The organism is Rhodococcus sp. GB-02, assembly GCF_053470465.1.
Window position 1 is genome coordinate 891,411 of record NZ_JBPUKE010000001.1, and the last position, 25,143, is coordinate 916,553.

Here is a 25,143-nt window from a genome sequence, read left to right on the forward strand (position 1 = left end):
TTACGGTTTAGGTATGACTACAACAACAGGCCAACGAATCGACATTGCGAAGCTGGCGCCCGAGGTCTACAAGGCGATGATTGCGTTGGATGCCGCTGCGCGTCAGGGGCTGGAGCCGACGCTTGTCGAATTGGTCCTCACCCGCGCGTCGCAGCTGAATCATTGCGCATGGTGCTTGGACATGCACACGCGTGATGCTCGCAAGGTCGGTGTGACGGAGCAGAAGCTCTATCTACTGAACGCGTGGGAAGAAGCGCGAGGGATGTACTCCGATCGCGAACGCGCCGCTCTTGCCTTGACCGAAGCCGTGACAGTCCTTACCGATGGTTTCGTTCCGGACGAGGTGTACAGCGAGGCGGCCGGCGAATTCTCGGACGAGGAACTGGCCCGGCTCATCAGCGTAATATTGACGATCAATGCGTGGAATCGCATCGCCGTGACCACGAGGATGGCGCCTCCGGTCCGAAGCTGATCCGGAACCGAATCCTTCGCGTTCGATCGGGTCCGACTGGCGCAGTCGGCGTTCTAGGTAATTGTCACAATGGGGACCAAAAGATTGGCTTTGGGGCAGCAACGAGCCCGTCGACGTGGACCCCGCAACTCCTGTCGATCAGGTGGGTCACCGGCGCGACTTTGATTACCGGACAAGTCAATTTGACCGGCGAGGCGATCCTCACGTCCGACGCGACCGGCAAGAGCAGGAGGTGGAAGATGGTGTGGAGGAAAGGTCGGCCGGCCCGGAGGCGCCCGCAAGTTGGTGTTGGCGCTGTCCCCGAGTTCTCTTCGTAGAGCTAGAGGACTACATGTTGGATAGTGTCGCAGGCATGGATCTTCACCTCTCTGGGAAACGTGCCATTGTCGCCGGCGGGAGCAAGGGGATCGGTCTTGCGATTGCCAGGGGTCTCGCGGCTGAGGGGGTTGATGTTGCGATACTCGCGCGCACGGAATCGACTGTCGTGAACGTTGCTCGAGACTTGGCTTCGCAGTTCGGAGTCCGAGCAATCGGTATTGCGACCGACACGCGTGACGACGATGCAGTCCAGGTGTCGGTGCGGCGGGTAGTCGAAGAGTTCGGCGGCGTCGACATTCTGGTCAACTCGGCTGCGACGCCGTTCAGTGCGGGTCGATCGTTCGACTTGGAGGCGTCCTCCGATGATGTCGTTCGTGGTGAGATCGACGTCAAAGTGCTGGGGTACCTGCGCACTGCCCGCGCTGTAGCGCCATATCTGATCGATCAGGGCTGGGGCCGGATCATCAACATCAGCGGTTTGGGGGCCAGACAGGCCACCTCGATCGCCCACACGATCCGCAACGTCAGTGTGTCGGCTCTGACCAAGAATCTTGCAGACGACCTGGGTCCCAAGGGAATCAACGTCACCGTCGTCCATCCGGGGGTTACGCGAACCGAAAGGTTGACCGCACGGATCGCGCGCGAGTCGGAAGAATCCGGCCAGTCGCCGGCGCAGGTGGAAGAGGGCATCGCGACGAACTCGATTCATCGGATCATCGACGCCGAAGAGGTAGCGGACGTCGTGACCTTCCTGGCATCGCCGCGGAGCATCGCAATCACCGGCGACGCAGTGGCTGTCGGTGGGGGAGTGCCGGGGCCGGTCTACTATTGATACTTCGCGTGCGGCTACCTGGTCGCGGTGGTGACGATCGTGTGAACGCGTCCGCCGCCGAGTCTCTTGCTTTCGTACATCGCCGAATCAGCGACTTTCTGCATGTCCGTGAATGCCCTCGTACGTTCTTCGCCGGCGACGAATTTGTGGGTGCGTACGGCGATTCCGATGCTTGACGTCGACTGGATCTCGTCGGCATTCGAGTGCATTGCCGGTCCGATCGAGTCGAGCATCGGGCCGATTGCCGGGACCGGAAGTGGTTGTACGAGGACGAATTCGTCGCCACCGACCCGCGCGACAACAGCATCGGCATGTGCCCAGGCGGACAACCGCTGTGAAACCCGGAGAATTATGCGGTCGCCGACGTCGTGGCCGTGGACGTCGTTGATCGTCTTGAACCGGTCGATGTCGATCGCGATCACGAGTAGTGCCGCCGATTCTTGACGCTGGAACCCCTCGAGTACCTTCTCGACGTGGCGGTCGAGGCCACGACGGTTCAAGAGGCCGGTGAGAGGATCGAGGTCGGAACTGGAAGCATCCACGCTGAGCATCGTCAGCACGATCTGCGAGATGAATGCGCAGACCACCAACGCGGTGACGACAACCAGTACTTTCGAAACACCAAGGGCTGGATCTCGATTCGGCCCGAACAGAATTGGCTGCGCAGCCACCGCGATCACAAGAAGCGAAAAAGCTAAGTGTGCGATCTGCAACTTCGGGTTGTGGAAGTAGGCGATGTAAATACCGATCAGGGCAAAAATGACGCAGGTGAGCAATCGTGCCAGCTGGGAGGAATCTCCAACGACGGAGATCGTGACTGCGATGTCGCAGAAGACCACGAAACCGAACGAGCGACGCTTTGTGGGGCCGAAGACCCACCATGAGACTCCGACTATGAAGCACGCGATCACGACAACAGTGTTGAAGAACAGCGCAATCGTGCTTGTCGGACCGGCAGGGCTGAACCTGTTGAGTAGCGCGCACACTCCCAGCCCGATGACAATGATGCCAAGTAGTAACCGGGTGGCAGTAGTGAGGCCGTTGTCGCGAAGATAGCGAGTGAAGCGGTCGTATTGATCGGGAAGAACCAACCACTCGCGGGTCAGCGTCCTCATGGACTTCATCTGCGACGTCATGGGTGCTTCAGTGTGCGATGGCGGGGGTATGCACCGCTCATCGTGAACCGACTCCTCTTCTGTCCCGCACCTTGCAATGCTAACTGGACCGATGCCGCATTGGATTGAGATGTTCGGATCGGTGACCCGAATGTTTGGGTTGAGCCAGCGTGGAGTATAAATACATCTTGTGTCTATGTTGTATTCCGCTTCCGAAACCGTCTTCCGCGAAGTCAAGGAACTGATCTTGTCCGGCGAGCTCGCCGGAGGGGAGTTGATCAGTGAGGGTGACATCGCCGCACGGACCGGTGTGAGCCGAACGCCGGTGCGTGAGGCATTTCTTCGACTCGAAGCGGAAGGCTGGATGCGCCTCTACCCGAAGAAGGGTGCGTTGATCGTCCCGGTCGCGGACGGCGAAGCGGAACAAGTGGTCAGTGCCAGGCAGCTCGTCGAGACTCAGAGCGTTCGAGTGGTATCGGTCCGACCTCACGCACGCGAAGCGCTTGTCGAGGCGTTGCGCGCGAATCTGATAGAGCAACGTGAGATTGCTGATCGCGGGGACGTGGCCGCGTTCAGCGCGAGCGATGCCGACTTTCACAAGATGATCGTCGCGGCGGGTGGGAATCCACTGCTCGACTCGTTCTACGCGAGTCTGCGCGACAGGCAACGACGGATGACAGCCCGGTCGATCTCACGCGACCCCGGCCAACTGTCGCGCATCCTTGCCGATCACACCGCGCTGACCGACCTCGTCGAAACAGGCGATGCCGACGGATACAACGCTGCCGTACTCACACACATGCGCCAGGTGCACGGCCTCGGCTTCGAAGGCGCTCTGTGATGAGCACCCAAACGATGGGCGTTGGGACCGCGGCCGAACATCGTCCAGGCAGTGAACGTGGCACCGGCGGAAAATGGCTGTGGCTGACCGTTGCCGCCAGCATGTTCGCCGCAGCGTGGGGCGGTAACGAGTTCACGCCGCTGCTGGTGATGTACCGACTCGACCACGGCTATTCGCCAGTGATGGTCGACTTCTTCCTCTTCGCCTACGTCGTCGGAATCGTGCCAGCCCTGCTGCTCGGCGGCCCGCTCTCCGATCGATTGGGTCGACGCCCGATCATGCTCCCCGCGCCGATCATCGCGATCGCCGGTTCGACGCTGCTCGCTTTCGGGGCGGACTCCGCCGCTGCTCTCATCCTGGGAAGAATCCTCTGTGGCATCGCCTTGGGGATCGGTATGGCAGTCGGCGGCTCCTGGGTCAAGGAGTTGTCCACGCAACCTTGGGATTCGACGGCTTCGGAAGGCGCAGGTGCTAGGCGAGCGGCGATGAGTCTGACCGCGGGCTTCGCCTTGGGGGCGGGTGCTGCGGGAATCTTGGCGCAATGGGCGCCCATGCCGAGTGTGTTGGCGTACGTGCTGCACATCGTGATCACCGTCCTCGCCGCCGTAGCGCTGTGGCGTGCGCCCGAAACACGACCGGCACAGGCGAAATCCGACCGTCGCAGGTTGATCGACGACCTCAAGATCCCCTCCGCAGGTCATCGCAGATTCCTCTACGTCGTTGTTCCGTTGGCGCCGTGGGTGTTCGGTGCTGCCAGTGTCGCGTATGCAGTTATTCCGGCGCTCATGACCGGGCACAGTGGCGATGCGCCCGTGGCCTTTTCGGCTCTGCTGTGCATGGTCGCGCTGACATGCGGATTCGCGATTCAGTCGTTGGGACGCAAGATCGATACCGACCGCAGTGCGCGCGGCGCCGTTGTGGCTCTGGTGTTTCTGGTGGTCGGTATGGCCGGCGCTGCTCTGGTTGCGTCGACGCTGACCGTGGCGATCGCGATCGTGGCTGCAGCGATCCTCGGTTGCGGGTACGGCATGGCATTGGTGTCCGGGTTGCTGGAGATCCAGCGAATCGCGGGGCCGGACGATCTGGCAGGACTGACTGCGGTGTTCTACTCGATCACCTACATCGGGTTTGCAGTGCCTGCGTTGCTGGCGATGCTGTCGGAAAGTATTCCGGCGCTGAACTATACAGTGACACTTCTGTTCGGGTCCGTGGCCGCGGCTGCTTGCCTTGTGCTGATCCTCTTCAAGTCGCGTTCACATCTTCCGGCTGCCTGATGCCGCCGGTCCGCCGACTCCTGCGAGAGTCCGCGGACCGGGGCGAAATCACGCGTCTACGGTTGCGGAACCGTTTTCCGAACTGTGGACCGAATTGTCTACCGAACCAACCGGAACCGATGCGGTCTTGTTCAGGCCGTTGAGCAATCCGGTGATATCGACGCCTGAGCTTTCGAGAGTTTCGATGACACCGGCAATCACCTGGGGACTGATGCCCAGGATCGAGCCGATCGAACCCTGCGCCCCGTCGCTGCCGCCGACGATGGAGATCCGATCGATGTCGCCGACCGGCTTCGCCGCCGCTGCGGTGGCGTCGACCAGAGCTCCCAGGACGTCGGGCAGAGTGAGCAACTGCGCTGCCTGCGGGGTGTAGGAATTGAGCGCCTCGGCGATCTGACGCTTACCGGCAGCCTCGGCTTCGAGCTTGGCGCGCAAACCATCCGCTTCGGCTTGTTGTTCGGCGCGAACGGCGTCGGCCGCTACCTTGCGGCCGTCGGACTCGGCTTCCAGACGTGCCCGAAGGCCGTCGGCGTCAGCCTGCTGCTCAGAGCGAACGGCGTCGGCGACGAGCTTTCGTGCATCGGCCTGAGCCCCGCCGGCCTGCCTTGCGGACTCGGCCTGTGCCTGGGCCCGCAGGATCGCGGCCTGTCGCTCACCCTCCGCACGTGCGATGGAGGCTTGGCGTTCGGCCTCGGCCGGTGCAATGACATCTGCCTGCAATGCCGCTTCCGATTGCTGGGCGCGACGACGCTCTACCTCGGTGCGAGCTTCGACGCGGGCCGCCTCGGCCTGCTCACGTGCGATTCCGACGGCCTTCTCGGCCGTTGCCTGAGCGAGAGGTCCGGCCTGGTCGGCTTCGGCGTTCTCGGCTTCGGTCTGTGCTCGAAGGCGAGCGAGTTCGACGTCTCGCTTCTGATTTGCACTGGCGATCGCGGTGTCGGCTTCGGCCTGTGCGACGGAGCCTGCCTGACGCGCTTTTGCCGACTGGATCTGCGAATCACGCTCTGCTTCAGCAGTTCCGATCGCGGCATCACGCTTGACCTCGGCGATCCGGCGCTGACCCAGCGATTCGAGATAGCCGTTGAAGTCGGAGATTCCCGCGATCTTGATGACATCGACTTCCATGCCGATGCGCGCGAGGTCGCCGCCTGCCTCCTCGACCACACTGCGCGCGAGCGAATCGCGGTTGGAGTTCAGATCCTCGACCGTCATGGTCGCGGTGATTCCGCGAAGACTGCCCGCGAGGATTTCGTTGATCTGCTGTTGGAGCTCGTCGAGATCGGAGGTCAGGAATCGTTGCACCGCTGTCTGAACCGCTTCGTCGGCCGAACCGATCCGCACCAGGCCCACTGCCTCGACGTTGACCGGAACACCGTCGTTGGAGAGCGCATTCTTGAGGTTGATGCTGACGTTGAACGGCTCGAGCGACATGATGTCGACGCGTTCGATGCCGGGAATCTTGAACCGGGCACCGCCGCGGACGACTTTCGGCTTGCCTCGACCGGTGAAGACCGCCACTTCATTCGGCGGGACCTTGACGTAGTTCTTCACGTAGATCGCGGGGAGAACGATGAAGATGATTACTGCGACTACAACCGCAATGATGATGATTGCCAGCATGTATCGAGTCCTTAGATCGCGTCGTCAACCGTGACGACGTGAAGGTATTGATCGTCTACATCGGCGATGTAGACGGTGGTGCCGGTGGTGAGTGTCATCGGCTGTGCACTGATGGCCTTGGCTTGCACGCGATTGCCTTCGGCGTCGACGAACGAGACTTCTCCCCAACCTTCGGCTGCGATGGTGAGGGTGACCGTGCCCAACAGTCCGGGGTATGAACCTCGCCCGATGTGCGAATTATCTTGTTGTTTAAGGAGATAGGGAAGAAGGAGTCCGCGCGTGACGACAACGAGAACGGCGGCGAGTGCGAGTGCTGCAGTCACCGCTGCCAGCGTCGGAGCGTCCGCCAGAGTGGCAGCTACGCCGCCGGCACCGAAACCGAAAAGTGCTGTGGCCAAAGTTGTCAGGCTCAGAAATGGCAGCCCGTCTGCGTGGCCCCCGCCCAGATCCGCAACCTCGCCGACGGCAAAGGCTCCGATCAGGGCGACAACCCCGATCACGAAACATATTGTGAATGCAACGAACATCGATCCCCCGATCTACCTGTCGAGGAAGTGTGCCCTGAAAATTGTGTTGTCGGGGTCGTCCCTCGGCCCACCTCTATAGTAAAGGTAAGACAAAGCTAATCGGCGCATTCGGAATGTTTCGGCGTGGTGACATCGCAGTGAGAAAGCGTCAGAGACGAGGCAGGGAGCGCTGATTCAGCCACGAGTCCCATAACGGGCGGAGCGGAGTATCGGTGAAACGCGAAGCGAGATCGGTGAATTGCTCGGTGCTGACCGTGCTGTGCCGATGCTTCATGGTCCACTGGCGGATCAGTTCGAAGAACTTCTCGTCTCCGAGAACGCCGCGCAGGGCGTGCAGCGTCAACGCGCCCCGCTTGTAGATTCGATCGTCGAACATCAGGGCAGGTCCGGGATTGGCGACGATCAAGTCCTGAGATTTACGCCCGAGTCCTTGATAGGCGTTGGTCGCGAGTTGGTTCGAGGATGGGCCACCGGAATTCTCAGACCAGATCCACTCCGCGTAACAGGCAAAGCCTTCGTGCAGCCAGATGTCGCACCACTGCCCGAGAGTGAGGCTGTTGCCGAACCATTGATGGGCAAGCTCGTGTGCGACAAGACGTTCGGAACCGCGCCTACCCGTGCAGTGGTTGGCTCCGAAGATCGAGAGTCCCTGCGCTTCGATGGGGATTTCGAGTTCGTCGTCGGTGACCACAGCGGTGTAGTCGGCAAAGGGGTACGGGCCGAACAGCTTTCCGAAGACCTCCAGCATCTGGGGTTGGCGCCCGAAGTCGACGTCGAACGCTGCGCGTAGCCGCGGCGGGTGAACGGCGAAGACCGGTACCGGGCCGGCGCTCACCTGCCGGTGCTCGTACTGACCGATCTGAATGGTGGCGAGGTAGGTTGCCATCGGTTCGGTCTGCTCGTAGACCCACGTCGTCTGACTCGCACGGGTTTGCTTGCGGATCAGCTTGCCGTTGGCGAGGGCATAGAACGGGGAATCGGTGGTGATCGAGATGCGGTACGACGCTTTGGAAACCGGATGGTCGTCGCACGGGAACCAGGACGCCGCGCCGTTGGGCTGACTTGCGACCAAAGTTCCTTCGTCGAGTTCCTCCCAGCCGACGTCGCCCCACAGGCTCTTGATCGGCTCGGGGTTGCCGCTGTACGCGATGGTGACCGACAGGGCGCCGCCCGCGGGGATCTTGGTAGACGGCGTGAGGATCAGCTTGTTGTTCAAGTGCGCGTACTTGGTGCCGCGGGCACCGTTGACGGACACCTTGGACACCTGCAGGTTCTGCGCGAGGTCGAAGCTGAACTTGGATCGGCTCTCGGTGGTCACAGCGGTGATGACGGCTTTGCCGGCGAGACGGTTGCTGAAGACCTTGTACGTCAATTCCAGTTCGTACCGGGACACGCGGTAGCCGCGGTTGCCGTTGAGCGGCAGGTACGGATCGAGCGGCTCCTCGAGCATTCTGTTCGGCTTCACGACGCCACCCACGGTGCAATCGGATTGCCCTGCCAGCGGGTGGAAGGCGGAACGGTGTCACCTCGCATCACCAGAGATGCAGGCCCTACCGTTGCTCCCGCGCCGATCCCGGCTGCGGGTAGCGCGACACAATGCGGTCCCAGCGTTGCTCCTGCTCCCAGAGTGACGGTATCCATGGACATGATCCGATCATGGAAGAGATGAGTTTGCACGACGCACCCCCGTTCCACTGTCGCTCCGTCGCCCAAAGTCACAAGATCTGCCTCGGGTAGCCAGTACGACTCACACCAAACGCCCTTGCCGATCTTGGCCCCGAGTCCACGCAAGAAGATGTTCAGTACGGCAGTACCAGTCGCCGCGCGAGCGAACCACGGCGCCGCGACGGTCTCGACGAACGCGTCGGCCACCTCGTTGCGCCAGACGAACGAACTCCACAACGGATGCTCGACCTTGGCGATGCGTCCGACGACGATCCACTTGGCGGCGATGGTGATCGCGCCCGCCACTGCTCCGGCGACGAGCAGAATTACGCCGCTCAGCAGCGCTGCGAACCAGAATCCGACTGCACCGACCAGTGCTTCGAGTGCAAACAGAACACCGAGACCGATGCCGAACGTGACCATAACGGGGATCAGTCGGCAGGTTTCGACCACTCCGCGGGCGATCTTGAGGCGCATCGGCGGATTGAACGTGCGGGCGGCGTCGGTGTCTCCAGCAGCCCTTCTCAGACGCACCGGTGGACTACCCAGCCACGATGATCCGGACTTCGCTTTGGACGGGGTAGCCGATAGAACCGCGACGAGACCGTTCTTGGGAACGCGTCGACCGGGAGCGGTCATACCGGAGTTGCCGAGGAACGCGCGCTTGCCGATCTTCGCCTGTTCGATGTGCATCCATCCGCCGCCGAGGCCGTAGCTCGCAACCATGGTGTCGTCGGCGAGGAATGCGCCGTCGGCGACCGTCGTGAACTTGGGAAGGAGGAGCACGGTGGATGCTTCGACGTTCTTGCCGATCTTGGCGCCGAGGAGGCGGAGCCATCCCGGCGTCAGCAGGCTCGCGTAGAGCGGGAAGAGGAAGGTTCTGGCCGAGTCGAGCAGGCGTTCGGTCGCCCACACCTGCCAGCCGATGCGGCTGCGGACGGGGTGGTAGCCGGGGGTCAGCCCGATCGAGAGAAGACGAACTGCCACCAGTGTGATGACTGCGAAGACGAGCAAACTCAGGACGGTTGCGACGGGAAGCATGATCAACGATTGGAGCACTGCACTCGCGAGCGTGTCGGTGTCGCGAATCCACCAACCGATCAACGCGATCCCGGCCATCAGAGCAAAGATCGGCATACCGGCCAGGAAGACCGAGGTGACGCCGTATACCGGTACCCAGCCGGGTGCGCGCTTCGGATGTTCAGCAGGCCAAGGATGATTCGCTTTCCCGACCTTGGTGGCGGGGGAGCCGGCCCACTGCTGGTTTGCCTTCACTCGGCCGAACACCGCAGATCCGGGTTCGACGACGGCGTCCCGACCGATACGCGCGCCGGGCAGAAGCGTCGAGCGTGAACCGACGGAAGCGCCGTCGCCGATCTTGATCTCGCCGATGTGAATGACGTCGCCGTCGATCCAGTGGCCGGAGAGGTCGACTTCGGGTTCGACGGAGCAGCCGTCACCGAGCTCGAGCATGCCGGTGATCGGGGGAAGTGTGTGGAGATCGACGCCGCTGCCGATGTCGGCGCCGAGGGCGCGGGCGTAATAGAGCATCCACGGCGCGCCCGAAAGGTTGGCTGCGCCACTGGCTTCGGTGAGTCGCAGCGCTATCCACAGACGCAGATGTTCACTACCACCTCGCGGGTACGTCCCTGGCTTCAACTTGCGTAGGAGCACTCGCGCCCCGACGACGGCGATGGTCATACGGCCGATCGGCGTGATGAACACGATGAACGCCAACAGGATCCACCACCACGAGACAGTGGGCGCCCAGCTGACGTCGACGAACCAGCCGAGGACGTTGTTCGCGATCGCCAGCCACGTCACCCACTGCAGTCCGGTGAGCGTCGTGAGTGGAACGGTGACGGCGATCTGCGTGAGCTGAGTCTTCAAGGGCGTGGGGGCGACGGTGCGCGGCTCGACAGTTTCGGTGGGTGCCAATTCGTCGAGATATTCGGCGAGCGATCCCAACCGTGGATGGTCGTAGAGCTGTGCGACGGTCACTTCGGGGAACCGCTCGCGCAGGGCGGTCACCAACTGAGCAGCAGAGAGGGATCCGCCGCCCACCTCGAAGAAGTCGTCGTCGAGTCCGGTGATCTGCGCGCCCAGGATCGAACCCCACAGACCGGCAACCCAGGCGGCGGTGCCGTCGAGCCCCAACGCAGCCCCGGCATCTTCACCGGCGCCGGGCAATGGCCATGGCAGTGCATTTCGGTCTACCTTGCCTGACGTACGCGTCGGAAGTTCGTCCATCAGGGCCAGACGCGGCACGAGCGCTGCTGGTAGTTGCTCGCTGAGCAGTGCATGAGCGGCCTTGAGATCGAAGTCGGGATCCGTGCTCGCGATGTATCCGACGAGGAGTTGATTGCCGGCCGCCGTCTTCTTCACGGCTGCGGCAGCGCCGCTGACGCCCGGCAGGTTCTGTAAGGCGTTGTCGACCTCACCGAGTTCGATGCGCCTGCCGCCGAGCTTGACCTGATCGTCCGCGCGGCCTTGGAACATCAGGCCGGTGGTCTCGAGTCGGACCAGGTCGCCGCTCCGGTAGGCGCGTTCCCACCCGATCGAAGGCATCGACGCGTACTTCTCGGCGTCCTTCGCGGGATCGAGGTAGCGGGCCAGGCCGACGCCGCCGATCACCAGCTCGCCCACCTCACCGACCGCTACGGGATTGCTCTGGGCGTCGACGACGGCAAGGTCCCAGCCGTCGAGGGGGAGGCCGATGCTGACGGGGCTCTTGCCGTCCATCAGTGCGCCGCAGGCGACGACGGTTGCCTCGGTGGGGCCGTAAGTGTTCCAGACCTCGCGACCCTCGACAGCCAGGCGCTCGGCCAGTTCGGGTGGGCAGGCTTCGCCGCCGAAGATCAGCAGTCGAACGGCTTCGAGAGCTTCGGCCGGCCACAGAGACGCAAGGGTCGGCACGGTGGAGACGATGCTGACGTCACGCGAGACCAGCCACGGGCCGAGGTCCATGCCGCTGCGAACCAGCGAACGAGGTGCCGGGACGAGGCAGGCGCCGTGGCGCCACGCGAGCCACATCTCCTCGCAGGACGCGTCGAATGCCACGGACAACCCCGCAAGGACGCGATCACCAGGTCCGATGGGCTCGTCCTGGAGGAACATGCGCGCTTCGGCGTCGACGAACGCCGCGGCATTGAGGTGAGTGACCGCGACGCCCTTGGGGGTGCCCGTGGATCCTGAGGTGAAGATGATCCAGGCGTCGTCCTCGGGTTCGGGTTCGCGAACCGGTGGATGTTCGAGCCGCTTAGCTGCCGTACCTGGCTGGATACCGTCGCCGGTGATGATCGCCGCTACTTGCGCCTCACCGAAGACCAGCTCGGCGCGCTCTTCCGGATCGTCGGCGTCGACGGGCACGTACGCGGCGCCCGCCGCGAGGATGGACAGGATCGCCACGTACAGCGAACGTGAACCTGACGGCATCCTGATTCCGACGCGGTCACCTGCGCCGACGCCGGCATCACCGAGCCAGCGCGCACCGAGCTCGATCTCGTCGAGCAACTCCGAGTACGACAGTGTGGTGTCGCCGTCGTCGATGGCAGGTGCTTCCGGGTTGGCCTCGGCTGAGGCCCGCACGATGTCGATGAGCGTGCGCGGCGCAGGTGCATGCGCCGACCGTAGGAATACGGACGGTATCCCGAAAGATTGTTCCGTCTCCGACTGCGACTGGAGTGGCAAACCCGTTGGTCCTGTTCTACTCACGAAACTTAGAGTCCTGCGAACTGTCGAGTTGAAAGTCTCATGACAAGTTTGCGAGTTGGTGAACAGATATGCCTAATGCAACATGCCGAACGTGCCGGTCAGTCCGTACTGGCAGCTTGGGCGTGGCCTTCTGCCGAGTCGGCGAACTCGGGTGTGTCGAACACCTCTCCGCCCAGTGGATCGACAACCTTCGATTCCTCGGAGAAGTCGACGGCGCCGGTATCCGGGTCGATATTGACCGCATGGGCGGGAACTTCGTGGACCGCGAAGAGCATGTGGGCGTCGGAGGGTTCCGTCGTGATCCCGTTTTGCGACGGGGTCAGACCGGCGAAGGTCGACGAGATCTTCAGATCGCGGAGCCGCTTTTCGGTGGGTTGTGGAACGTCGGTCGACGCCGGGGTATTAGTCGAAACTCGCAGGTAGCGAGGTGCCGAAGCGACCTCGTACCGGAACGCCTTCAGCATCGACAGGCACGCGAGCACCATGATGACCGAGAACGGCACAGCGGTGGCGATGGCAACGGTCTGCAGCGCGGTCAGCGATCCACTGCCACCCACGATGAGGAGAACCGCGGCGGCGGCACCGGAGAGGAACGTCCAGTAGACACGCGTGATCTTGGAGGTCTCCAAGCTGCCACCGGTCGCAAGGATGTCGATGACGATCGAGCCGGAATCCGCGGACGTGACGAAGAAGAACACGATCACGACGATCGCGAGGACACTCGAAATCGTTCCGAGCGGAAGTCCGTCGAGAAGCGTGAACAGCGACGTGTTGGTGTCCACTGCGCCGGATGCGTCGAGCATCGTGCCCTCGTTGCGCTGACGCAGAATGCCGGAGTTACCGAAGATCGTGAACCACAACGAACCGACCAGCGTCGGGGCCAGCAGTACACCGAAGACGAATTCGCGGATGGTGCGGCCGCGTGAGATGCGCGCGATGAACATGCCGACGAACGGTGCCCAGCTCATCCACCAACCCCAGTAGAAGATGGTCCAGGCGCCCTGCCAGCCGTCTTCGGCGAACGGGGACGTGCGCAGCATCAGTTCGGGCAAGGCCTGGACGTATCCGCCGAGGTTCTGCACCCACGACTGCATGAGGAACAGCGTCGGTCCCAGAATCAGGACGAACAGGGCTAGCGCTGCAGCGAGCATCATGTTGATGTTGGAGAGCCACTTGAGGCCCTTGGTGACGCCGGAGACGACTGAGAAGGTGGCCATACCCGTCACGATGACGATGATGGTGATGACCAACCAGTTGTCGGTCTCCACCCAGCCGAGGTAGTCGAGGCCGGCCGAGATCTGCTGGACACCGAAACCCAGGGACGTGGCGACACCGAAGAGCGTGCCGACGATGGCGACGACGTCGATGGCGTGGCCGATCTTTCCCTCGATGCGAGCACGTCCGAGCAGTGGCTCGAGCAGCCAACGTATCGACAGCGGGCGGCCCTTTCGGTAGGTCATGTACGCCAGACCCAGGCCGACGACGACGTAGATCGCCCATGCATGCAGGCCCCAGTGGAACATCGTCAGTTCCATTGCTTGATTGGCCGCGGCGTCCGTGGATCCGGCGACCTGCCCGGCGACGGGAGGGGTCACGTAGTGCGAAAGCGGTTCGGCTACTCCGTAGAACACGAGGCCGATGCCCATACCGGCACTGAAGAGCATCGCGAACCACGAGAGCATCCCGAATTCGGGCTGCTCGTCGTCACGTCCCAATCGGATGTTGCCGATGCGGCTGATTCCGCAGTACAGAGCAAAAATCACGAAACCGGTCGCGGAGAGGATGTACCACCAGCCGACGCCGTCGCTGATCACGTTGTTGAGTGTTTCGAAAGCATCCGCGGCGGTTCCCGCGTAGATCACGGCAAAGGCGATCAGGGCAAAGATCACTATCGATGCGGGGATGAACACGGGTTTCCGTAGTTCACGCCACGCAGTTTTGACCGCAGTCATTCCACTCCTCGAACATTCAGGCATTCACAGCGCCCATCAGGGCGGCCACGTGTCACGCGTAGGTGGGCGTTTCGCTCACACCATCGCAGGTCAAGACCGGGCTATTGCTTTGGAATTCAACGTAACGTCAAGTTTCGGTCAACTCAACTGGACGAAAGATGCTGTACTGCCGCGAAAATTCCCACTGAATACCGTTGTTCCGGTTGTAAACCATTGGGCAATAGTGGCATTGGGTCACAAGTGGAAGGCTGAACGACGAATTCGATTGGTACGTTGAGTTGAATCGGTCGGGTCGACGCTCACCGATTGATCGCAATTGTCAAACTCGGCGAAACAGCCTGTCTGTCAGGTGGTTAACTCCTGGCGTGCTCGTTCGATCGTGGCGGTAAGGTGTCGATATCTAACTGTGATTGTGATGGTCGCAACTATCAGTGATGCGGGCCCTGTTCGCCCCGCTGGGCGTCGATGAGATCCATCGCATCCTTCAGGCCCAAGCCCGGATGTAGTTCGCGTAGTGCCTTGATTGCCGAAATACGGTCGTCAGTCGACGCGAGTGCGCTACGGACATCGTCGGCGGGTATGTCGGAGGGTGCAGTTGTCCCTTCCCACCACACTGCCTGAGGATTGTTCCTGTTTCGCCAGGCTTGGACGGTGTAGTAAGCAGATCCGACCGTCGCGAAGAGCCAGATCGCGAACCATGTCCAATTCCAAGCTGTGGGTTCTGTGATGACCTTGTCGATGGTGCTTGGGCCGAAGAAAACGAGTAGCCAGGCCAGCACGATCGTCTGCCACCATCGCTCGACGCGCCTGCTCGGTATCCACCACTCGGCCACCGACCGATACTCGCACAGGGCTGCCGTTTCGGTGCGAACATGGTGATCATGGAGATTCGTGATGCGGTGGAGCGACTTCGAGGGGATTCCGGGACCTCGATGATCTTCGGTGAACCGCACCAGTCCAGCGACGGATCAATGATCATCACGGTTTCGCGTCTGCATCGGCGGTGGCGCGGAGACCCCATACCGGTGCCAGTGGGAGTGTTCTCGATCCACGAGGGTGAGCCGTCGTGGTCACCGGCTGTCGATCACACCAGGGTGGCTTTGATGGGGGAGTTCATCGGGTTGGCGGCCGCGGTGATCGCAACTCTGGCCGTTCTACGTCGGCCGCCCTGGCCTGATGTGACGATTCAGAAGGGGTGACTCGGAAGGGGTGACTCAGAAGGGGTGACCCAGAATTACGCCGATCAGCTGGAACGGCATTGCCAGGAACATCGATCCGACGTAGAGCGGATAGCGAACCGGATCGCCGGCGAGGTAACCCTCGGCGAGCCAGGCCATTACGTCTGCTGATCCCATAGTCTTTCGTCCCTTCGCTGTTGTGGTTCAACGACCTTTTCGGTCGTGGGAGTTGTTTTGTTACAAGCGAACTCGAAGGAGGAGTAGATGTGATTGCAGTTTCGACTCAGCAAACGTCGTCAAATGAGATCTTCGGGGGCGGCGGATGACAACGGGCGCGATTACGACTTGCCGGGGCAAACTCCATCGGTGGAGTTTGGATACTTAGCATCGTGCGGTAGTGAAATCTGTGCGTTCTGCGCAGGATCGCCGAGCGTATTCGCGCAGCTCGAGCTCGGTTGGAACCCACAATTGGAACCCGCAAGTGGAACCCACAGTGGAGGCATGGACGCGGGCCGACACGTTTCAGCCTGCCGCCGCGACACGGCCCGCGCCGCTACGAGATTCGAATGGAGAGTTGCTCGAGACTCTCTCGACGTACCTCGACGAAGAATCGTCTCTGGCTCACACCGCAACCCGAATGGGCTTGCACCGCAACACCGTATCGAGTCGAATCGATCGAATTCAGCGCCTTCTCTCGGTGGATCTGGCCGATCCGGAAACCCAGGCTTGCACTCCACCTCGCCTGCCGGGCGATTACGCGGTGAAGACGGCCTTCGCAGCTTCGTCTTGACAAGCACGGGACGTTCCTGCCATCCTCGTTGCCAGGTCACGAGTACCAGTGTTCAGCCCCGGCTTGCTGGTCGGCAACCCTCCTCCGCGGTGGGGTGCTCCGGGTGACGACCCGGCTGCGTTCGAAAACGAATGCGGCAAGCGCGGACTCTTCCGGGGCCATCACCCGACGAACGAGTCCTTGAACGTGAGGATTGTCTTCGATGACTGCTGTATTGAGTGCCGACACCTGCTGCACCACCGCGATTGCCAAGGTTTCGGGTGCTGACCTGCAGGTTCCATTGGTTCAGGGCGGCGAATGCTCCTACGCCAACTTCGACTACGCGGCCAGCGCGCCGGCATTGGCCCAGGTCACCGACCGTATCGCCGAATTGTTGCCCACGTACGCCAGCGTCCACCGCGGTGCCGGCTACGCGTCTCGTATCTCCACTCTCACCTACGAGAACGCTCGTGAATCCGTTGCTCGTTTCGTGAACTGTGCCGACGATCAGGTCGTCGTCTTCACCCGGAACACCACCGATTCGCTGAACTTGCTGGCCCAGTGCGTCCCCGGCAGCACTGTTGTCCTCGACGTCGAGCATCACGCAAACCTGTTGCCGTGGAACGACGCTCGTATCGTCACCGCCGCAGACACCATCGAAGAGACGATCGAGCGTCTGATCGGTGAACTGTGCACCAAGCCTGCTGCGCTGCTCGCAATCACCGGCGCCTCCAACGTAACCGGCGAGATCCTGCCGATTGCACGCTTGGCCGACATCGCGCACCGTTGCGGCGCACGTATTCTCGTCGACGCTGCTCAGTTGGCTCCCCACCGTCGCATCGACCTGCAGGAATGCGGCGTCGACTACGTGGCGTTCTCGGGCCACAAGCTCTACGCGCCGTTCGGCGCCGGCGTACTGGTCGGACGCCGTGACTGGCTCGACGAAGCTCAGCCGTACCTCGCCGGCGGCGGCGCCGTGCGTGAGGTGACCGTCGAGTCCACCGAATGGGCTTGCGCGCCTGCACGTCATGAGGCCGGTTCCCCCAACGTGCTCGGTGCGGCAGCCATCGCGACCGCATGCGAAACCCTGCACGCCCTGGACTTCGACGTCATCGCCGAGCATGAGAAGGCACTCACCGCGCAACTCACCGACGGATTGTCCGCCATCGAGGGCGTCTCGCTCGTGCGACTGTGGAACGACGCACCGGACGCCGTCGGAATCGTCACCTTCACCGTCGACGGATTCGAAGCGGGCGAAATCGCCGCATTCCTCTCCGCAGAACACGGCATCGGAGTTCGCGACGGTCGCTTCTGCGCACATCCGGTTCTCGCACGCCTCGGCCTCTCCGGCGGTGCAGTCCGCGCCAGCCTCGGCCTCGGTAGCAGTTCGGACGACGTGACGCGGTTGGTCGACGCCGTGAACATCCTGGTTTCGAATCAGCGTGATTGGAACTACGCCAAGACTGCCGGTGCGTGGAACCCCGTGCCCGAGACCCGCCCCTTCCTCGGAGCCGCAGACGACAATGCCGGCGCAGCCGAGTGCGTCTGAGCTGAGCTCGGTCCCCGAAAACTCGAACGGACAACTAGCATGGCAGCCATGGCACCAGCGGATTTCCCCGCCACCCCTTCGAGAGTGAGCATCACTCTCGGTCAGTGGTGCCGTCGTCATGTCGATCTGTGCCGTACCTCGTCAGGAATGTGTTCGAGCTGACGATTCGTCTCGCTCATCCCACACTTTTTCTGATTTTCGGAGGTCACACATGTCTTCACTCGCTTCGCATTCTCTGCACGTGGCGGTCGAGTTGACCGGATCCGGTCACCATCCGGCCGCTGAGGGCGCACCAGGAAACCTGCCGATCATCGGCGGCGACTACTGGGTGGACCTCACCGAGAGCGACAGGGCTCTCGATTTAGCTTCATTCCCTACCAATGTGGTTCGGATTCGCGCTGCGGACCTGCGTGAGGCGCAGCTCGAACGCGCACGGATCCGTGCTGCTGTCGCCGAAGAAGGCCGCGATCCCGAGAGTGTCGCAGTACTGGTCGATCTCGAGATTCTGATCGCACCGGAAGCTCGCTCCGCTCGTAAAGAGCTTGCACAGTTGGACAGTGCGTTGACTGCTCCGCGGGTCCCGGTTTCGCTTCACTACGTCGGAACACCCTCCGGGCTCGGCAGTTTGATCGCCGATATCCGAGCTGCCGAGGTCGCCGACGGCGTTACGTTGCTCCCCCTCGCCTTGCCCCGCACGCTCGAACATCTGGTGGACAGCACCATTCCGTGGCTCCAGGATCGCGGACTTGTCACACCGTCCACCGCAGTCGACGAAGTGCTCGGTCGTTTCGGACTGCCGCCCCGTCAGCGCACGCTCGCGTCCTGATCACCGATCGCATCTGCGTACAGGTGGAACAGCGACGGTAATTCGTCTGCACCGTCCACCTGTGCCAGAAGCGCCCAGCACTGTGCCGTGACGAAGCGCGCCCGCGTGCCGATCCAGTTGGTGGGCAGCAGTTCCGGCGGCAGCAGAGGGTCCGGCTCCATGGCTCGCGTGAATTCCGCCGCGAGTTCGATGGTCATAGTGACAGCATCGGTGCCCGGAGTGTTCTGCAGTTTCTCCAGGCGCACAGTCGCTACGTCGAGCAACCGTTCGTATCCGGCTGCGATCTCGTCCAGCGGCCACAACTGTGCGGCAATTTTCACGGGGTCTTCGAGCCTGCCCACTTTCAGATCTCGAGTGCGGAGAGAAGACAGGTGCTGTTCGACGTCGAGTTCGGCGGCCGCATCCAGAACGTACGGTTCCCAGGCGTGCGGCGAGACGTACAGACCGCCCTGGACGAGCGCGCCGCCGAGGTAAACGACCCTGGTGCGCAGCGCATCTCGTGCTTTCCGTGACGACTCCGGAATTGCGAATCCGACAAGATGCCAATACCCGTCCCACGGTGTCGCAGTGTTGCGATCTTGTTGATAGGCCAGCCGAACGAATTCGACGTCGGGTTCCATCTCGCGCACGGCTTTCGGCGTTGCTAGTAGCGTGGCCTGCCGCCCGCGACCTTCCTGAGTGAACTTCCCCTCGGTGACCAACCGTTTGATGCACAGCCGAACCTGTTGATCTGTTTTGTCGAGGGCGTCGGCGGTGGCATAGAGGGTGTGCCCGTCGACAGTTCCGTCCGTGCGCAGTAATCCCTCGATCAAGATCCTCGTGGGTACATCGACGTCCCTGTCGGTCATCGCCATGTCCTTTCCTCGCTTCTCGACATCTTCGCTCATAACTGTACTATCGAATGCAATACGATCGTTTCAAATTCGTACGTTAGGGCGGGAAGATGGCAGCGGAATCGATGAGCGAAAGCAAGAGTAAGCCTCGTTTACGCAGGTGGACGGTTACTTCCCTGGCGGTGGTCGTTGTTCTGATCGTGGGTCTGGTTGGCTGGACGCTGTACCAGAACACCTACGACATCCGTGAGGAAAAAGTGACGATCGCTGGGGGATCGGTGCCGCTCCAGGGAGTCCTTGCACTGCCCGAACACGGTGACGGTCCCTTCGGGCTCGTGGTTTTCGTCCACGGAGACGGCCCGGTCGATGCAACACACGAGACCTTTTACAGGCCGGTCTGGGAGGCGTTCGCCAAGGCCGGGTACGCGTCACTCTCCTGGGACAAGCCGGGGGTGAATGGGGCACCGGGCAATTGGCTCGATCAGAGCATGGACGATCGGGCGGCGGAAACGGAAGCGGCAATCGAGTGGGCACGGGGCCGTTCGGACATCGATCCGTCTCGTATCGGTCTGTGGGGTGCCAGCCAGGCAGGATGGGTGGTGCCCAAGGTGGTGAACCTCGACCCGGACGTCGCGTTCGTCATTGCCGTGGGTCCCGCTATCAACTGGCTCCAACAAGGTGAATTCAACACCCTTGCCGAGCTTTCCGAGAGAAATGCGTCGGCCGACGAGTTCGAGAAAGCGCGGGTCGATCGTGCGAAGAACTTGGATCAGTTGGCCCGTGATGCATCGTTCGACGATCTCGTGGCCTCCGGCGAGGCCGACGGTCTCACCGAAGACCGGTGGAACTTCATTCGAAAGAACTACCGATCGGATGCGCGAGCCGATCTCGAATCCGTGAGGGTTCCGGTGCTCTTGATCATCGGCGGACAAGACGTCAACGTCGACGTGGCCGATACCGAAAGGGTGTACCGCGAATTACTTGACTCGCCAGAGCAACTGGTGGTCAAGAAGTATCCCGACGCCACTCACTCGATTGTGGAGAAGGACCTCGAAGACTCGGAATTGATGTCGGCTCTGGTGGCCGTTCTTGCTCCCCGTTCGATCTTCGCTCCCGGTTATCTAGCGGATCAGACTGCATTTTTGGAGGGAATTCATGGCTGACGGAATCACGGTTGTCGCACTGGGCGGTGCCGGTGCCATGGGCTCGGCAGCAGTTCGTCTGGCCGCAATATTGCCGGGAATCGGCAAGGTAGTAGTCGCGGATCGCGATATCGATGCTGCGAAGCGTCTTTCAGTTGAACTGGCTCAGGCGTCAGCGCAAGTCGAGGCGCGCAGCATCGACGTCACGGACGGTCGCACGCTACGTGAATTGTTGGATGACGCAGACGTGATCATCAATACCGTCGGCCCGTTCTTCCGTTTCGGTGTCGGCGTTCTCCAGGCAGCGATCGAGACCGAGACGCACTATCTCGACATCTGCGACGACTGGGAACCTGCCGTCGACATGCTGGAATTGGACTGTGCTGCCAGGGAAGCCGGAATCTGTGCGGTAGTCGGCATGGGCGCAAGTCCCGGGATGAGTAACCTCCTGGCAGCGATGGCAGTCTCGCGATTGGACGTGGTCGACGATCTGTACACAGCCTGGCCGGTTGATGTCGAGGGCGAGGACGAGTCGGTAGACACACTGAGTGCAGCGGCCGTTCACTGGATGCAGCAGATCAGCGGCACGGTTCCAGTGGTTCGTGCGGGGCGAATCGTCAACGAAGAACCGTTGCGTTCCATCGCACTCGAACTGCCCGGCGGACGTCGGGGGAACGCTTACGTGGTCGGGCATCCGGAGCCGGTGATGTTTCATCGGACCATCAATCCTGCAGGGCATTCGGCAAATCTGATGGTGATCACACCGGAAACCGTGGCGTTTCTCGACGTTCTCCGCTCAGATATCGACAAGGGGAGAATCGATCTCGACTCGGCTGCTGAAGAATTGGGCAAGCCCTCGCTCCGGCGGATGATCCGTGCTGCGCCTCGAATGCTCACGCGTGCCGGTCATGGATCCTTGCCGTTGTTTTTCGCCTCGGCGACCGGGGTGCGCGAAGGTCGAGAGATGCGCGTCGTGGCACGGATCGCTGACGATTCACCGGTATCGGCGTTACTGTCGGACATGGCCGGTGCAACGGGAATCCCCTTGGCGCTGGGCCTTGCTCAGGTGGTTTCCCGGCTGGCCGACGGAACGATTTCGGATCGGGTCGGTGCGCACTCAGCTGAGAGCGCCATCGACCCGGAAGTTCTGTTCACTGCACTGGCGAGGTTGTTCGATCGAACCGACTGGAGCGAGATCGTGACCGTCGAATCCGAGTTCTGCTAGTCAGTTCGCGGCGTGTGATCCGATGCGACTTCGGATTTCGGTCTCGACGCGATCGGCGTCCTTGGGGCTGAACGAAGGCGCTCCGCGGCCGGCGAGGGTGAGTACCACCGCGGTCTCCTTCCATGGACGTGAAAGATCCAGGCTGTACCACGAGCTGAAATCTGTTGTTCCCCAAATTCGTAGGCGTCCGCTCAGCCACGACATGACTCCGAGGTCGACGGATTCGATCTGCGAGTACGGGACGAACTTGCTGACAAACGGGAAGTAGTAGTGGCGGATCGTGACACCCTGATCGTCGATCCGGACGGTTCGGTCTTCGTAGATTGTCGATGTCCCTGCACTCACAGTGATAACCCGGTTCCTGCTGTTCGATGCTCTTGATGGCTGTCTGAAAACCAACCATACAGTCTCTATTGGGACAGGCCGCGAGTCCGGGTGTCAGGCGCTGGTGGGCCTCGAGACGACGAGATCGCTCACCGCGATCTGGGCATTGCCGATTGCCGACTGAACTGTTTCACAACTGCTCGATGCTCTGGCGAGCGCAAGAACTGCGGTGAGCAGGGCGGCGTCGGGTTGTCCTTCAAATGGTCCGCTCTCGACGTCGAATTTTCCAGCGCGCAACTGCTTTCGGGCATTGATTCCAAGTTGTGAAATGACCTCGTCCATCGCGGTCAGACACTGGGCGAGCGCGCCGATCGACCAGTAGAGATCGGCAGCAACGACGGGTGTCTGCGATGCCACGGTGCCGGCGCGGCGCAATCGGTGGTGAGTGTCTCGGAGTATCTCGGGCAGTCTGTGGTCTGCGCAATGTTCCATCCCGCCGCCTCCGTAAGGTGTAAAGTTAGGTTATTCAATTACGGTAGAGCAGGGCGGTAAGGGATGCAAGTAGTTTTAGACGATTACGTCGTCGGTGCGTCGTTCGCGACCGACCTGGTCAACACCTCGCCCCGCGTGTGGGTGGAGGCAGGCGACGCGTTGCGTGATCCTCAGGCGCTTCACGATCTACTGGATGAACATGGACTCTCGCCGGATGCGCTCCGCAACGGGCGTCGGCTTTCCAGCGGTGAACTTGCTGACGTGCAGGCACTCAGAGAGGAGATTCGTTCGATTCTCGATGCTCCGACTTCTGGTGAGCTCGTTGATCGCACTGATCGACTCCTGCAGACTGTCCCGCATCACGTTCGACTCGTGCCTGATGCCCAGTTCGACTATCGATGGAATGCGGTACCGGACAGCAGAATCGACCTCGCCGGTGAACTTACGTTGTTGATCGGCTACTCGTTGCTGGGGACTCTGCGCACATTGGGGTACGAACGATTCCGCCCATGCGCATCGCCGACGTGCAACGGCGTGTTTGTCGATACGAGCAGGGGAGGGCGACGCCGCTACTGCATGCCGGCGTTGTGCGGCAACCGAATCAACGTCGCGAATCACCGTCAACGGCAGCGTCGTACTTAATCGTCAACGATGGCGTCGCACTTAGCGCCTGCGATTGCCCGGTCGATAGTGACAATCGAACAGAGTACGGCCGACTGTATGGGGAACTTCAACGAGATACAGACCACGTCAGTCCCGCACGATTGTCGCCATGGCAACTCCTAGTAGATGGCGGCTCGTATGAAAGCCCGTTCTGTCTCCGCGACAGCAGTTATCAGCGTTGGCGTATTCACCCTGGCCGGGTGTGGCGGCGCATCCAGTTCCGAAGGTTCGGTCGGTGAGTATGCACAGGACGGCAGTTTCACGACTGTCATCAACGCCGATCCCGGAAATCTGCACCCTCTGATCACCAACCTTACGTCGACTCAGATCGTGAACGCGTACTCGTACGATTCGTTGATCGACATCGACGCGCAAACACGCACTGTGCGTCCCTATCTGGCGGAGAGCTGGAGTGAAGAAGGGAACACGCTGAAGTTCGTGCTCAAGAAGGGCATTACTTGTGCCGACGGCACTTCGTTCACCGCACAGACCGCGGCCGATGACATCAACTGGGTCATGGACCCTGAAAACGCTTCACCGCTACGCGGATCCACCGTCCCGTCGTCGACGGTCGCGTCCGCGGACGGTGACGAACTGACGGTCACTACAGCCGAACCGGCACCCTTCTTGCTCTCTCGAATAGGCTCGATGCGGCTTCCGTGCGCTGCGACGCTCGACGACCCGGCCAGTATCCGTTCGAGTAGTAACGGAACGGGTCTGTTCAAGGTCACCGAAGTCGTTCCCAATGATCACATCACGATGGAACGCCGCGACGGCTACACCTGGAGTCCGAACGGCGAGACCACTTCCGACACTCTTGGGGTGCCGAAGACAGTGACGATCAAGATTGTCACCGATCCGAGTACGACGGCGAATCTTGTTCTCACCGGCGGAGTGAATGCCGCGGCGGTGACCGGTTCGGACGAGGAACGAGTCTTGGCAGCGGGTCTGGATTCGAAGACCTACACCACGCTGTCCGGCGAGTTCATCTTCAACCATTTCTCATCTCTACCCACGTCGGACCGTGCTGTGCGGCAGGCGCTCGTTCAAGCAGTCGATCTGGACGACTACACCGAGATCACCACCGGCGGAAAAGGAACCCGCGCACGCGCCCTCGCGGTTTCGGAACCCCTTGCCTGCGACTACAACAGTGTCGAGGGGACGTTCCCCGTTTTCGACGTCGATGCAGCAATGAAAACGCTGTCCGACGCAGGTTGGAAGGCGGGGTCCGACGGCGTCCTGACGAAGGACGGGCGGCCGCTTGCCCTCAACGTAATTTTCAACAACTCGCGCGATACGAACTCTGCCGCCGCGGAATACGTAGCAACACAGTGGGAAGGACTGGGCGCGAAGGTGAAACTGACCGGCGGCGACTACAGTTTCGTCATCGCCAACACATTCAGCAACACCGACCTGTCGTCGTGGGACGTTTCCATCGGTTTGACGCTGGGGAGTGATACGCCGAGCATCTTTGCCAAGTACTTCACCGGCCCGCCCAAACCTGAAGGAGTGAACTTCGCTTCCCTCGACAACAAGAAGTACATCGAATTGTCTACTGAGGCTTCGCTTCTTCCCGGTGACGAGTCCTGCAAGGTCTGGGAGGAAAGTGAGCGCGCATTGTTCAACGACATCGACCTGCTGCCGGTATCCACGACTCCCGCTCACATGTTCTTCAACGGCGCAACGTCGATCTACCCGCCGTCGAGCGGAATCCTTCCGGGCTCGGCGATCCGTGTCCTGAAGTAGGACCCTCGGCAAACGCTCACTTTCGGGTATTGATCATCCGAAGTGCAAACCGAAATACCACTGCAG

The 25,143-nt window shown here is 61.5% G+C and carries 23 protein-coding genes and 1 riboswitch; of the genes, 12 read left to right on the plus strand and 11 right to left on the minus strand.

Translation table 11 applies throughout. The features are described from left to right. Nucleotides 1–13 precede the first annotated feature (13 nt). Nucleotides 14–472 carry a carboxymuconolactone decarboxylase family protein gene (locus tag ACSW29_RS04290; protein WP_317827680.1) on the plus strand — a complete coding sequence of 153 codons (459 nt, stop codon included), beginning with the start codon at nucleotides 14–16 and terminating at the stop codon, nucleotides 470–472. 352 nt (nucleotides 473–824) lie between these two features. Continuing rightward, nucleotides 825–1,622, plus strand: coding sequence for an SDR family NAD(P)-dependent oxidoreductase (locus ACSW29_RS04295; protein ID WP_448276577.1), 798 nt, complete (start codon nucleotides 825–827; stop codon nucleotides 1,620–1,622). 14 nt (nucleotides 1,623–1,636) lie between these two features. Here ACSW29_RS04295 and ACSW29_RS04300 read toward each other — a convergent pair whose 3' ends face one another. Further along, nucleotides 1,637–2,758: a GGDEF domain-containing protein gene (locus ACSW29_RS04300; protein ID WP_448276579.1), complete on the minus strand. Its 1,122-nt coding sequence runs from the start codon at nucleotides 2,756–2,758 to the stop codon at nucleotides 1,637–1,639. A gap of 175 nt (nucleotides 2,759–2,933) precedes the next feature. On the opposite strand from ACSW29_RS04300, the gene ACSW29_RS04305 reads away from it, so the two are divergent. Further along, nucleotides 2,934–3,578 carry a GntR family transcriptional regulator gene (locus tag ACSW29_RS04305; RefSeq protein WP_448276580.1) on the plus strand — a complete coding sequence of 215 codons (645 nt, stop codon included), beginning with the start codon at nucleotides 2,934–2,936 and terminating at the stop codon, nucleotides 3,576–3,578. Further along, on the plus strand, nucleotides 3,578–4,852 hold the full coding sequence (locus ACSW29_RS04310; protein ID WP_448276582.1) for an MFS transporter: 1,275 nt from the start codon (nucleotides 3,578–3,580) through the stop codon (nucleotides 4,850–4,852). Before ACSW29_RS04305 ends, ACSW29_RS04310 begins: the two co-directional genes overlap by 1 nt. A gap of 48 nt (nucleotides 4,853–4,900) precedes the next feature. Here the strand turns inward: ACSW29_RS04310 and ACSW29_RS04315 are convergent, their stop codons facing one another. The 6 genes from ACSW29_RS04315 to ACSW29_RS04340 form a co-directional block, all read right to left on the minus strand. Next, on the minus strand, nucleotides 4,901–6,472 hold the full coding sequence (locus ACSW29_RS04315) for an SPFH domain-containing protein (protein ID WP_448276584.1): 1,572 nt from the start codon (nucleotides 6,470–6,472) through the stop codon (nucleotides 4,901–4,903). Nucleotides 6,473–6,483: 11 nt separating this feature from the next. Next, a complete protein-coding gene (locus ACSW29_RS04320; RefSeq protein ID WP_448276585.1) occupies nucleotides 6,484–6,999 on the minus strand; it encodes a hypothetical protein in 516 nt (171 codons plus the stop codon). 148 nt (nucleotides 7,000–7,147) lie between these two features. Continuing rightward, nucleotides 7,148–8,449 carry a M1 family metallopeptidase gene (locus tag ACSW29_RS04325; RefSeq protein WP_448277402.1) on the minus strand — a complete coding sequence of 434 codons (1,302 nt, stop codon included), beginning with the start codon at nucleotides 8,447–8,449 and terminating at the stop codon, nucleotides 7,148–7,150. 11 nt (nucleotides 8,450–8,460) lie between these two features. Beyond that, a complete protein-coding gene (locus ACSW29_RS04330) occupies nucleotides 8,461–12,354 on the minus strand; it encodes a Pls/PosA family non-ribosomal peptide synthetase (RefSeq protein ID WP_448277403.1) in 3,894 nt (1,297 codons plus the stop codon). A gap of 122 nt (nucleotides 12,355–12,476) precedes the next feature. Beyond that, on the minus strand, nucleotides 12,477–14,330 hold the full coding sequence (locus ACSW29_RS04335; RefSeq protein WP_448276587.1) for a BCCT family transporter: 1,854 nt from the start codon (nucleotides 14,328–14,330) through the stop codon (nucleotides 12,477–12,479). Nucleotides 14,331–14,758: 428 nt separating this feature from the next. Then, complete coding sequence (locus tag ACSW29_RS04340; protein ID WP_448276588.1) at nucleotides 14,759–15,163, minus strand: hypothetical protein; 405 nt, start codon at nucleotides 15,161–15,163, stop codon at nucleotides 14,759–14,761. A gap of 39 nt (nucleotides 15,164–15,202) precedes the next feature. Between ACSW29_RS04340 and ACSW29_RS04345 the strand changes: the two genes are divergently transcribed. After that, nucleotides 15,203–15,529 (plus strand): hypothetical protein, encoded by a 327-nt coding sequence (locus ACSW29_RS04345; protein ID WP_448276589.1) that lies wholly within the window; start codon nucleotides 15,203–15,205, stop codon nucleotides 15,527–15,529. 15 nt (nucleotides 15,530–15,544) lie between these two features. Here the strand turns inward: ACSW29_RS04345 and ACSW29_RS04350 are convergent, their stop codons facing one another. After that, on the minus strand, nucleotides 15,545–15,685 hold the full coding sequence (locus ACSW29_RS04350; RefSeq protein ID WP_230816799.1) for a hypothetical protein: 141 nt from the start codon (nucleotides 15,683–15,685) through the stop codon (nucleotides 15,545–15,547). Nucleotides 15,686–15,989: 304 nt separating this feature from the next. On the opposite strand from ACSW29_RS04350, the gene ACSW29_RS04355 reads away from it, so the two are divergent. The 3 genes from ACSW29_RS04355 to ACSW29_RS04365 all read left to right on the plus strand — a co-directional run bounded on the left by ACSW29_RS04355 (nucleotide 15,990) and on the right by ACSW29_RS04365 (nucleotide 18,652). After that, nucleotides 15,990–16,298 carry a helix-turn-helix domain-containing protein gene (locus tag ACSW29_RS04355; RefSeq protein WP_448276590.1) on the plus strand — a complete coding sequence of 103 codons (309 nt, stop codon included), beginning with the start codon at nucleotides 15,990–15,992 and terminating at the stop codon, nucleotides 16,296–16,298. A 34-nt stretch (nucleotides 16,299–16,332) separates the two neighbouring features. Then, a riboswitch (SAM riboswitch) is annotated at nucleotides 16,333–16,447 on the plus strand. 53 nt (nucleotides 16,448–16,500) lie between these two features. After that, a complete protein-coding gene (locus tag ACSW29_RS04360; protein WP_317827668.1) occupies nucleotides 16,501–17,826 on the plus strand; it encodes an aminotransferase class V-fold PLP-dependent enzyme in 1,326 nt (441 codons plus the stop codon). A gap of 211 nt (nucleotides 17,827–18,037) precedes the next feature. Further along, nucleotides 18,038–18,652, plus strand: a complete 615-nt coding sequence (locus tag ACSW29_RS04365) for a hypothetical protein (RefSeq protein ID WP_448276592.1) — start codon at nucleotides 18,038–18,040, stop codon at nucleotides 18,650–18,652. Here ACSW29_RS04365 and ACSW29_RS04370 read toward each other — a convergent pair. Next, nucleotides 18,631–19,539: a PaaX family transcriptional regulator C-terminal domain-containing protein gene (locus ACSW29_RS04370; protein ID WP_448276593.1), complete on the minus strand. Its 909-nt coding sequence runs from the start codon at nucleotides 19,537–19,539 to the stop codon at nucleotides 18,631–18,633. The genes ACSW29_RS04365 and ACSW29_RS04370 overlap by 22 nt on opposite strands. A 71-nt stretch (nucleotides 19,540–19,610) precedes the next feature. Here ACSW29_RS04370 and ACSW29_RS04375 point away from each other — a divergent pair, with 71 nt between their 5' ends. Both ACSW29_RS04375 and ACSW29_RS04380 read left to right on the plus strand, forming a co-directional pair. Continuing rightward, nucleotides 19,611–20,648: an alpha/beta hydrolase family protein gene (locus ACSW29_RS04375; protein ID WP_448276594.1), complete on the plus strand. Its 1,038-nt coding sequence runs from the start codon at nucleotides 19,611–19,613 to the stop codon at nucleotides 20,646–20,648. After that, complete coding sequence (locus ACSW29_RS04380; RefSeq protein WP_448276595.1) at nucleotides 20,641–21,852, plus strand: saccharopine dehydrogenase family protein; 1,212 nt, start codon at nucleotides 20,641–20,643, stop codon at nucleotides 21,850–21,852. Before ACSW29_RS04375 ends, ACSW29_RS04380 begins: the two co-directional genes overlap by 8 nt. On the opposite strand, the gene ACSW29_RS04385 is transcribed toward ACSW29_RS04380, so the two are convergent. Together ACSW29_RS04385 and ACSW29_RS04390 are read right to left on the minus strand one after the other, a co-directional pair. Beyond that, nucleotides 21,853–22,197: a hypothetical protein gene (locus tag ACSW29_RS04385; RefSeq protein ID WP_317827663.1), complete on the minus strand. Its 345-nt coding sequence runs from the start codon at nucleotides 22,195–22,197 to the stop codon at nucleotides 21,853–21,855. Nucleotides 22,198–22,290: 93 nt separating this feature from the next. Then, on the minus strand, nucleotides 22,291–22,668 hold the full coding sequence (locus ACSW29_RS04390; protein WP_347875839.1) for a hypothetical protein: 378 nt from the start codon (nucleotides 22,666–22,668) through the stop codon (nucleotides 22,291–22,293). 63 nt (nucleotides 22,669–22,731) lie between these two features. On the opposite strand from ACSW29_RS04390, the gene ACSW29_RS04395 reads away from it, so the two are divergent. Continuing rightward, nucleotides 22,732–23,310, plus strand: a complete 579-nt coding sequence (locus tag ACSW29_RS04395; protein ID WP_448276596.1) for a CGNR zinc finger domain-containing protein — start codon at nucleotides 22,732–22,734, stop codon at nucleotides 23,308–23,310. 159 nt (nucleotides 23,311–23,469) lie between these two features. Then, on the plus strand, nucleotides 23,470–25,077 hold the full coding sequence (locus tag ACSW29_RS04400; protein ID WP_448276597.1) for an ABC transporter substrate-binding protein: 1,608 nt from the start codon (nucleotides 23,470–23,472) through the stop codon (nucleotides 25,075–25,077). The last annotated feature ends 66 nt before the right edge of the window (nucleotides 25,078–25,143 follow it).

What these genes read in the sequence shown, in the direction of transcription:
- ACSW29_RS04290 (WP_317827680.1), top strand. Translation starts at nt 14, where the DNA reads ATGACTACAACAACAGGCCAACGAATCGACATTGCGAAGCTGGCGCCC.
- ACSW29_RS04295 (WP_448276577.1), top strand. Translation starts at nt 825, where the DNA reads ATGGATCTTCACCTCTCTGGGAAACGTGCCATTGTCGCCGGCGGGAGC.
- ACSW29_RS04300 (WP_448276579.1), bottom strand. Translation starts at nt 2,758, where the DNA reads ATGACGTCGCAGATGAAGTCCATGAGGACGCTGACCCGCGAGTGGTTG.
- ACSW29_RS04305 (WP_448276580.1), top strand. Translation starts at nt 2,934, where the DNA reads ATGTTGTATTCCGCTTCCGAAACCGTCTTCCGCGAAGTCAAGGAACTG.
- ACSW29_RS04310 (WP_448276582.1), top strand. Translation starts at nt 3,578, where the DNA reads ATGAGCACCCAAACGATGGGCGTTGGGACCGCGGCCGAACATCGTCCA.
- ACSW29_RS04315 (WP_448276584.1), bottom strand. Translation starts at nt 6,472, where the DNA reads ATGCTGGCAATCATCATCATTGCGGTTGTAGTCGCAGTAATCATCTTC.
- ACSW29_RS04320 (WP_448276585.1), bottom strand. Translation starts at nt 6,999, where the DNA reads ATGTTCGTTGCATTCACAATATGTTTCGTGATCGGGGTTGTCGCCCTG.
- ACSW29_RS04325 (WP_448277402.1), bottom strand. Translation starts at nt 8,449, where the DNA reads ATGCTCGAGGAGCCGCTCGATCCGTACCTGCCGCTCAACGGCAACCGC.
- ACSW29_RS04335 (WP_448276587.1), bottom strand. Translation starts at nt 14,330, where the DNA reads ATGACTGCGGTCAAAACTGCGTGGCGTGAACTACGGAAACCCGTGTTC.
- ACSW29_RS04345 (WP_448276589.1), top strand. Translation starts at nt 15,203, where the DNA reads ATGGTGATCATGGAGATTCGTGATGCGGTGGAGCGACTTCGAGGGGAT.
- ACSW29_RS04350 (WP_230816799.1), bottom strand. Translation starts at nt 15,685, where the DNA reads ATGGGATCAGCAGACGTAATGGCCTGGCTCGCCGAGGGTTACCTCGCC.
- ACSW29_RS04360 (WP_317827668.1), top strand. Translation starts at nt 16,501, where the DNA reads ATGACTGCTGTATTGAGTGCCGACACCTGCTGCACCACCGCGATTGCC.
- ACSW29_RS04365 (WP_448276592.1), top strand. Translation starts at nt 18,038, where the DNA reads ATGTCTTCACTCGCTTCGCATTCTCTGCACGTGGCGGTCGAGTTGACC.
- ACSW29_RS04370 (WP_448276593.1), bottom strand. Translation starts at nt 19,539, where the DNA reads ATGAGCGAAGATGTCGAGAAGCGAGGAAAGGACATGGCGATGACCGAC.
- ACSW29_RS04375 (WP_448276594.1), top strand. Translation starts at nt 19,611, where the DNA reads ATGAGCGAAAGCAAGAGTAAGCCTCGTTTACGCAGGTGGACGGTTACT.
- ACSW29_RS04380 (WP_448276595.1), top strand. Translation starts at nt 20,641, where the DNA reads ATGGCTGACGGAATCACGGTTGTCGCACTGGGCGGTGCCGGTGCCATG.
- ACSW29_RS04390 (WP_347875839.1), bottom strand. Translation starts at nt 22,668, where the DNA reads ATGGAACATTGCGCAGACCACAGACTGCCCGAGATACTCCGAGACACT.
- ACSW29_RS04395 (WP_448276596.1), top strand. Translation starts at nt 22,732, where the DNA reads ATGCAAGTAGTTTTAGACGATTACGTCGTCGGTGCGTCGTTCGCGACC.
- ACSW29_RS04400 (WP_448276597.1), top strand. Translation starts at nt 23,470, where the DNA reads ATGAAAGCCCGTTCTGTCTCCGCGACAGCAGTTATCAGCGTTGGCGTA.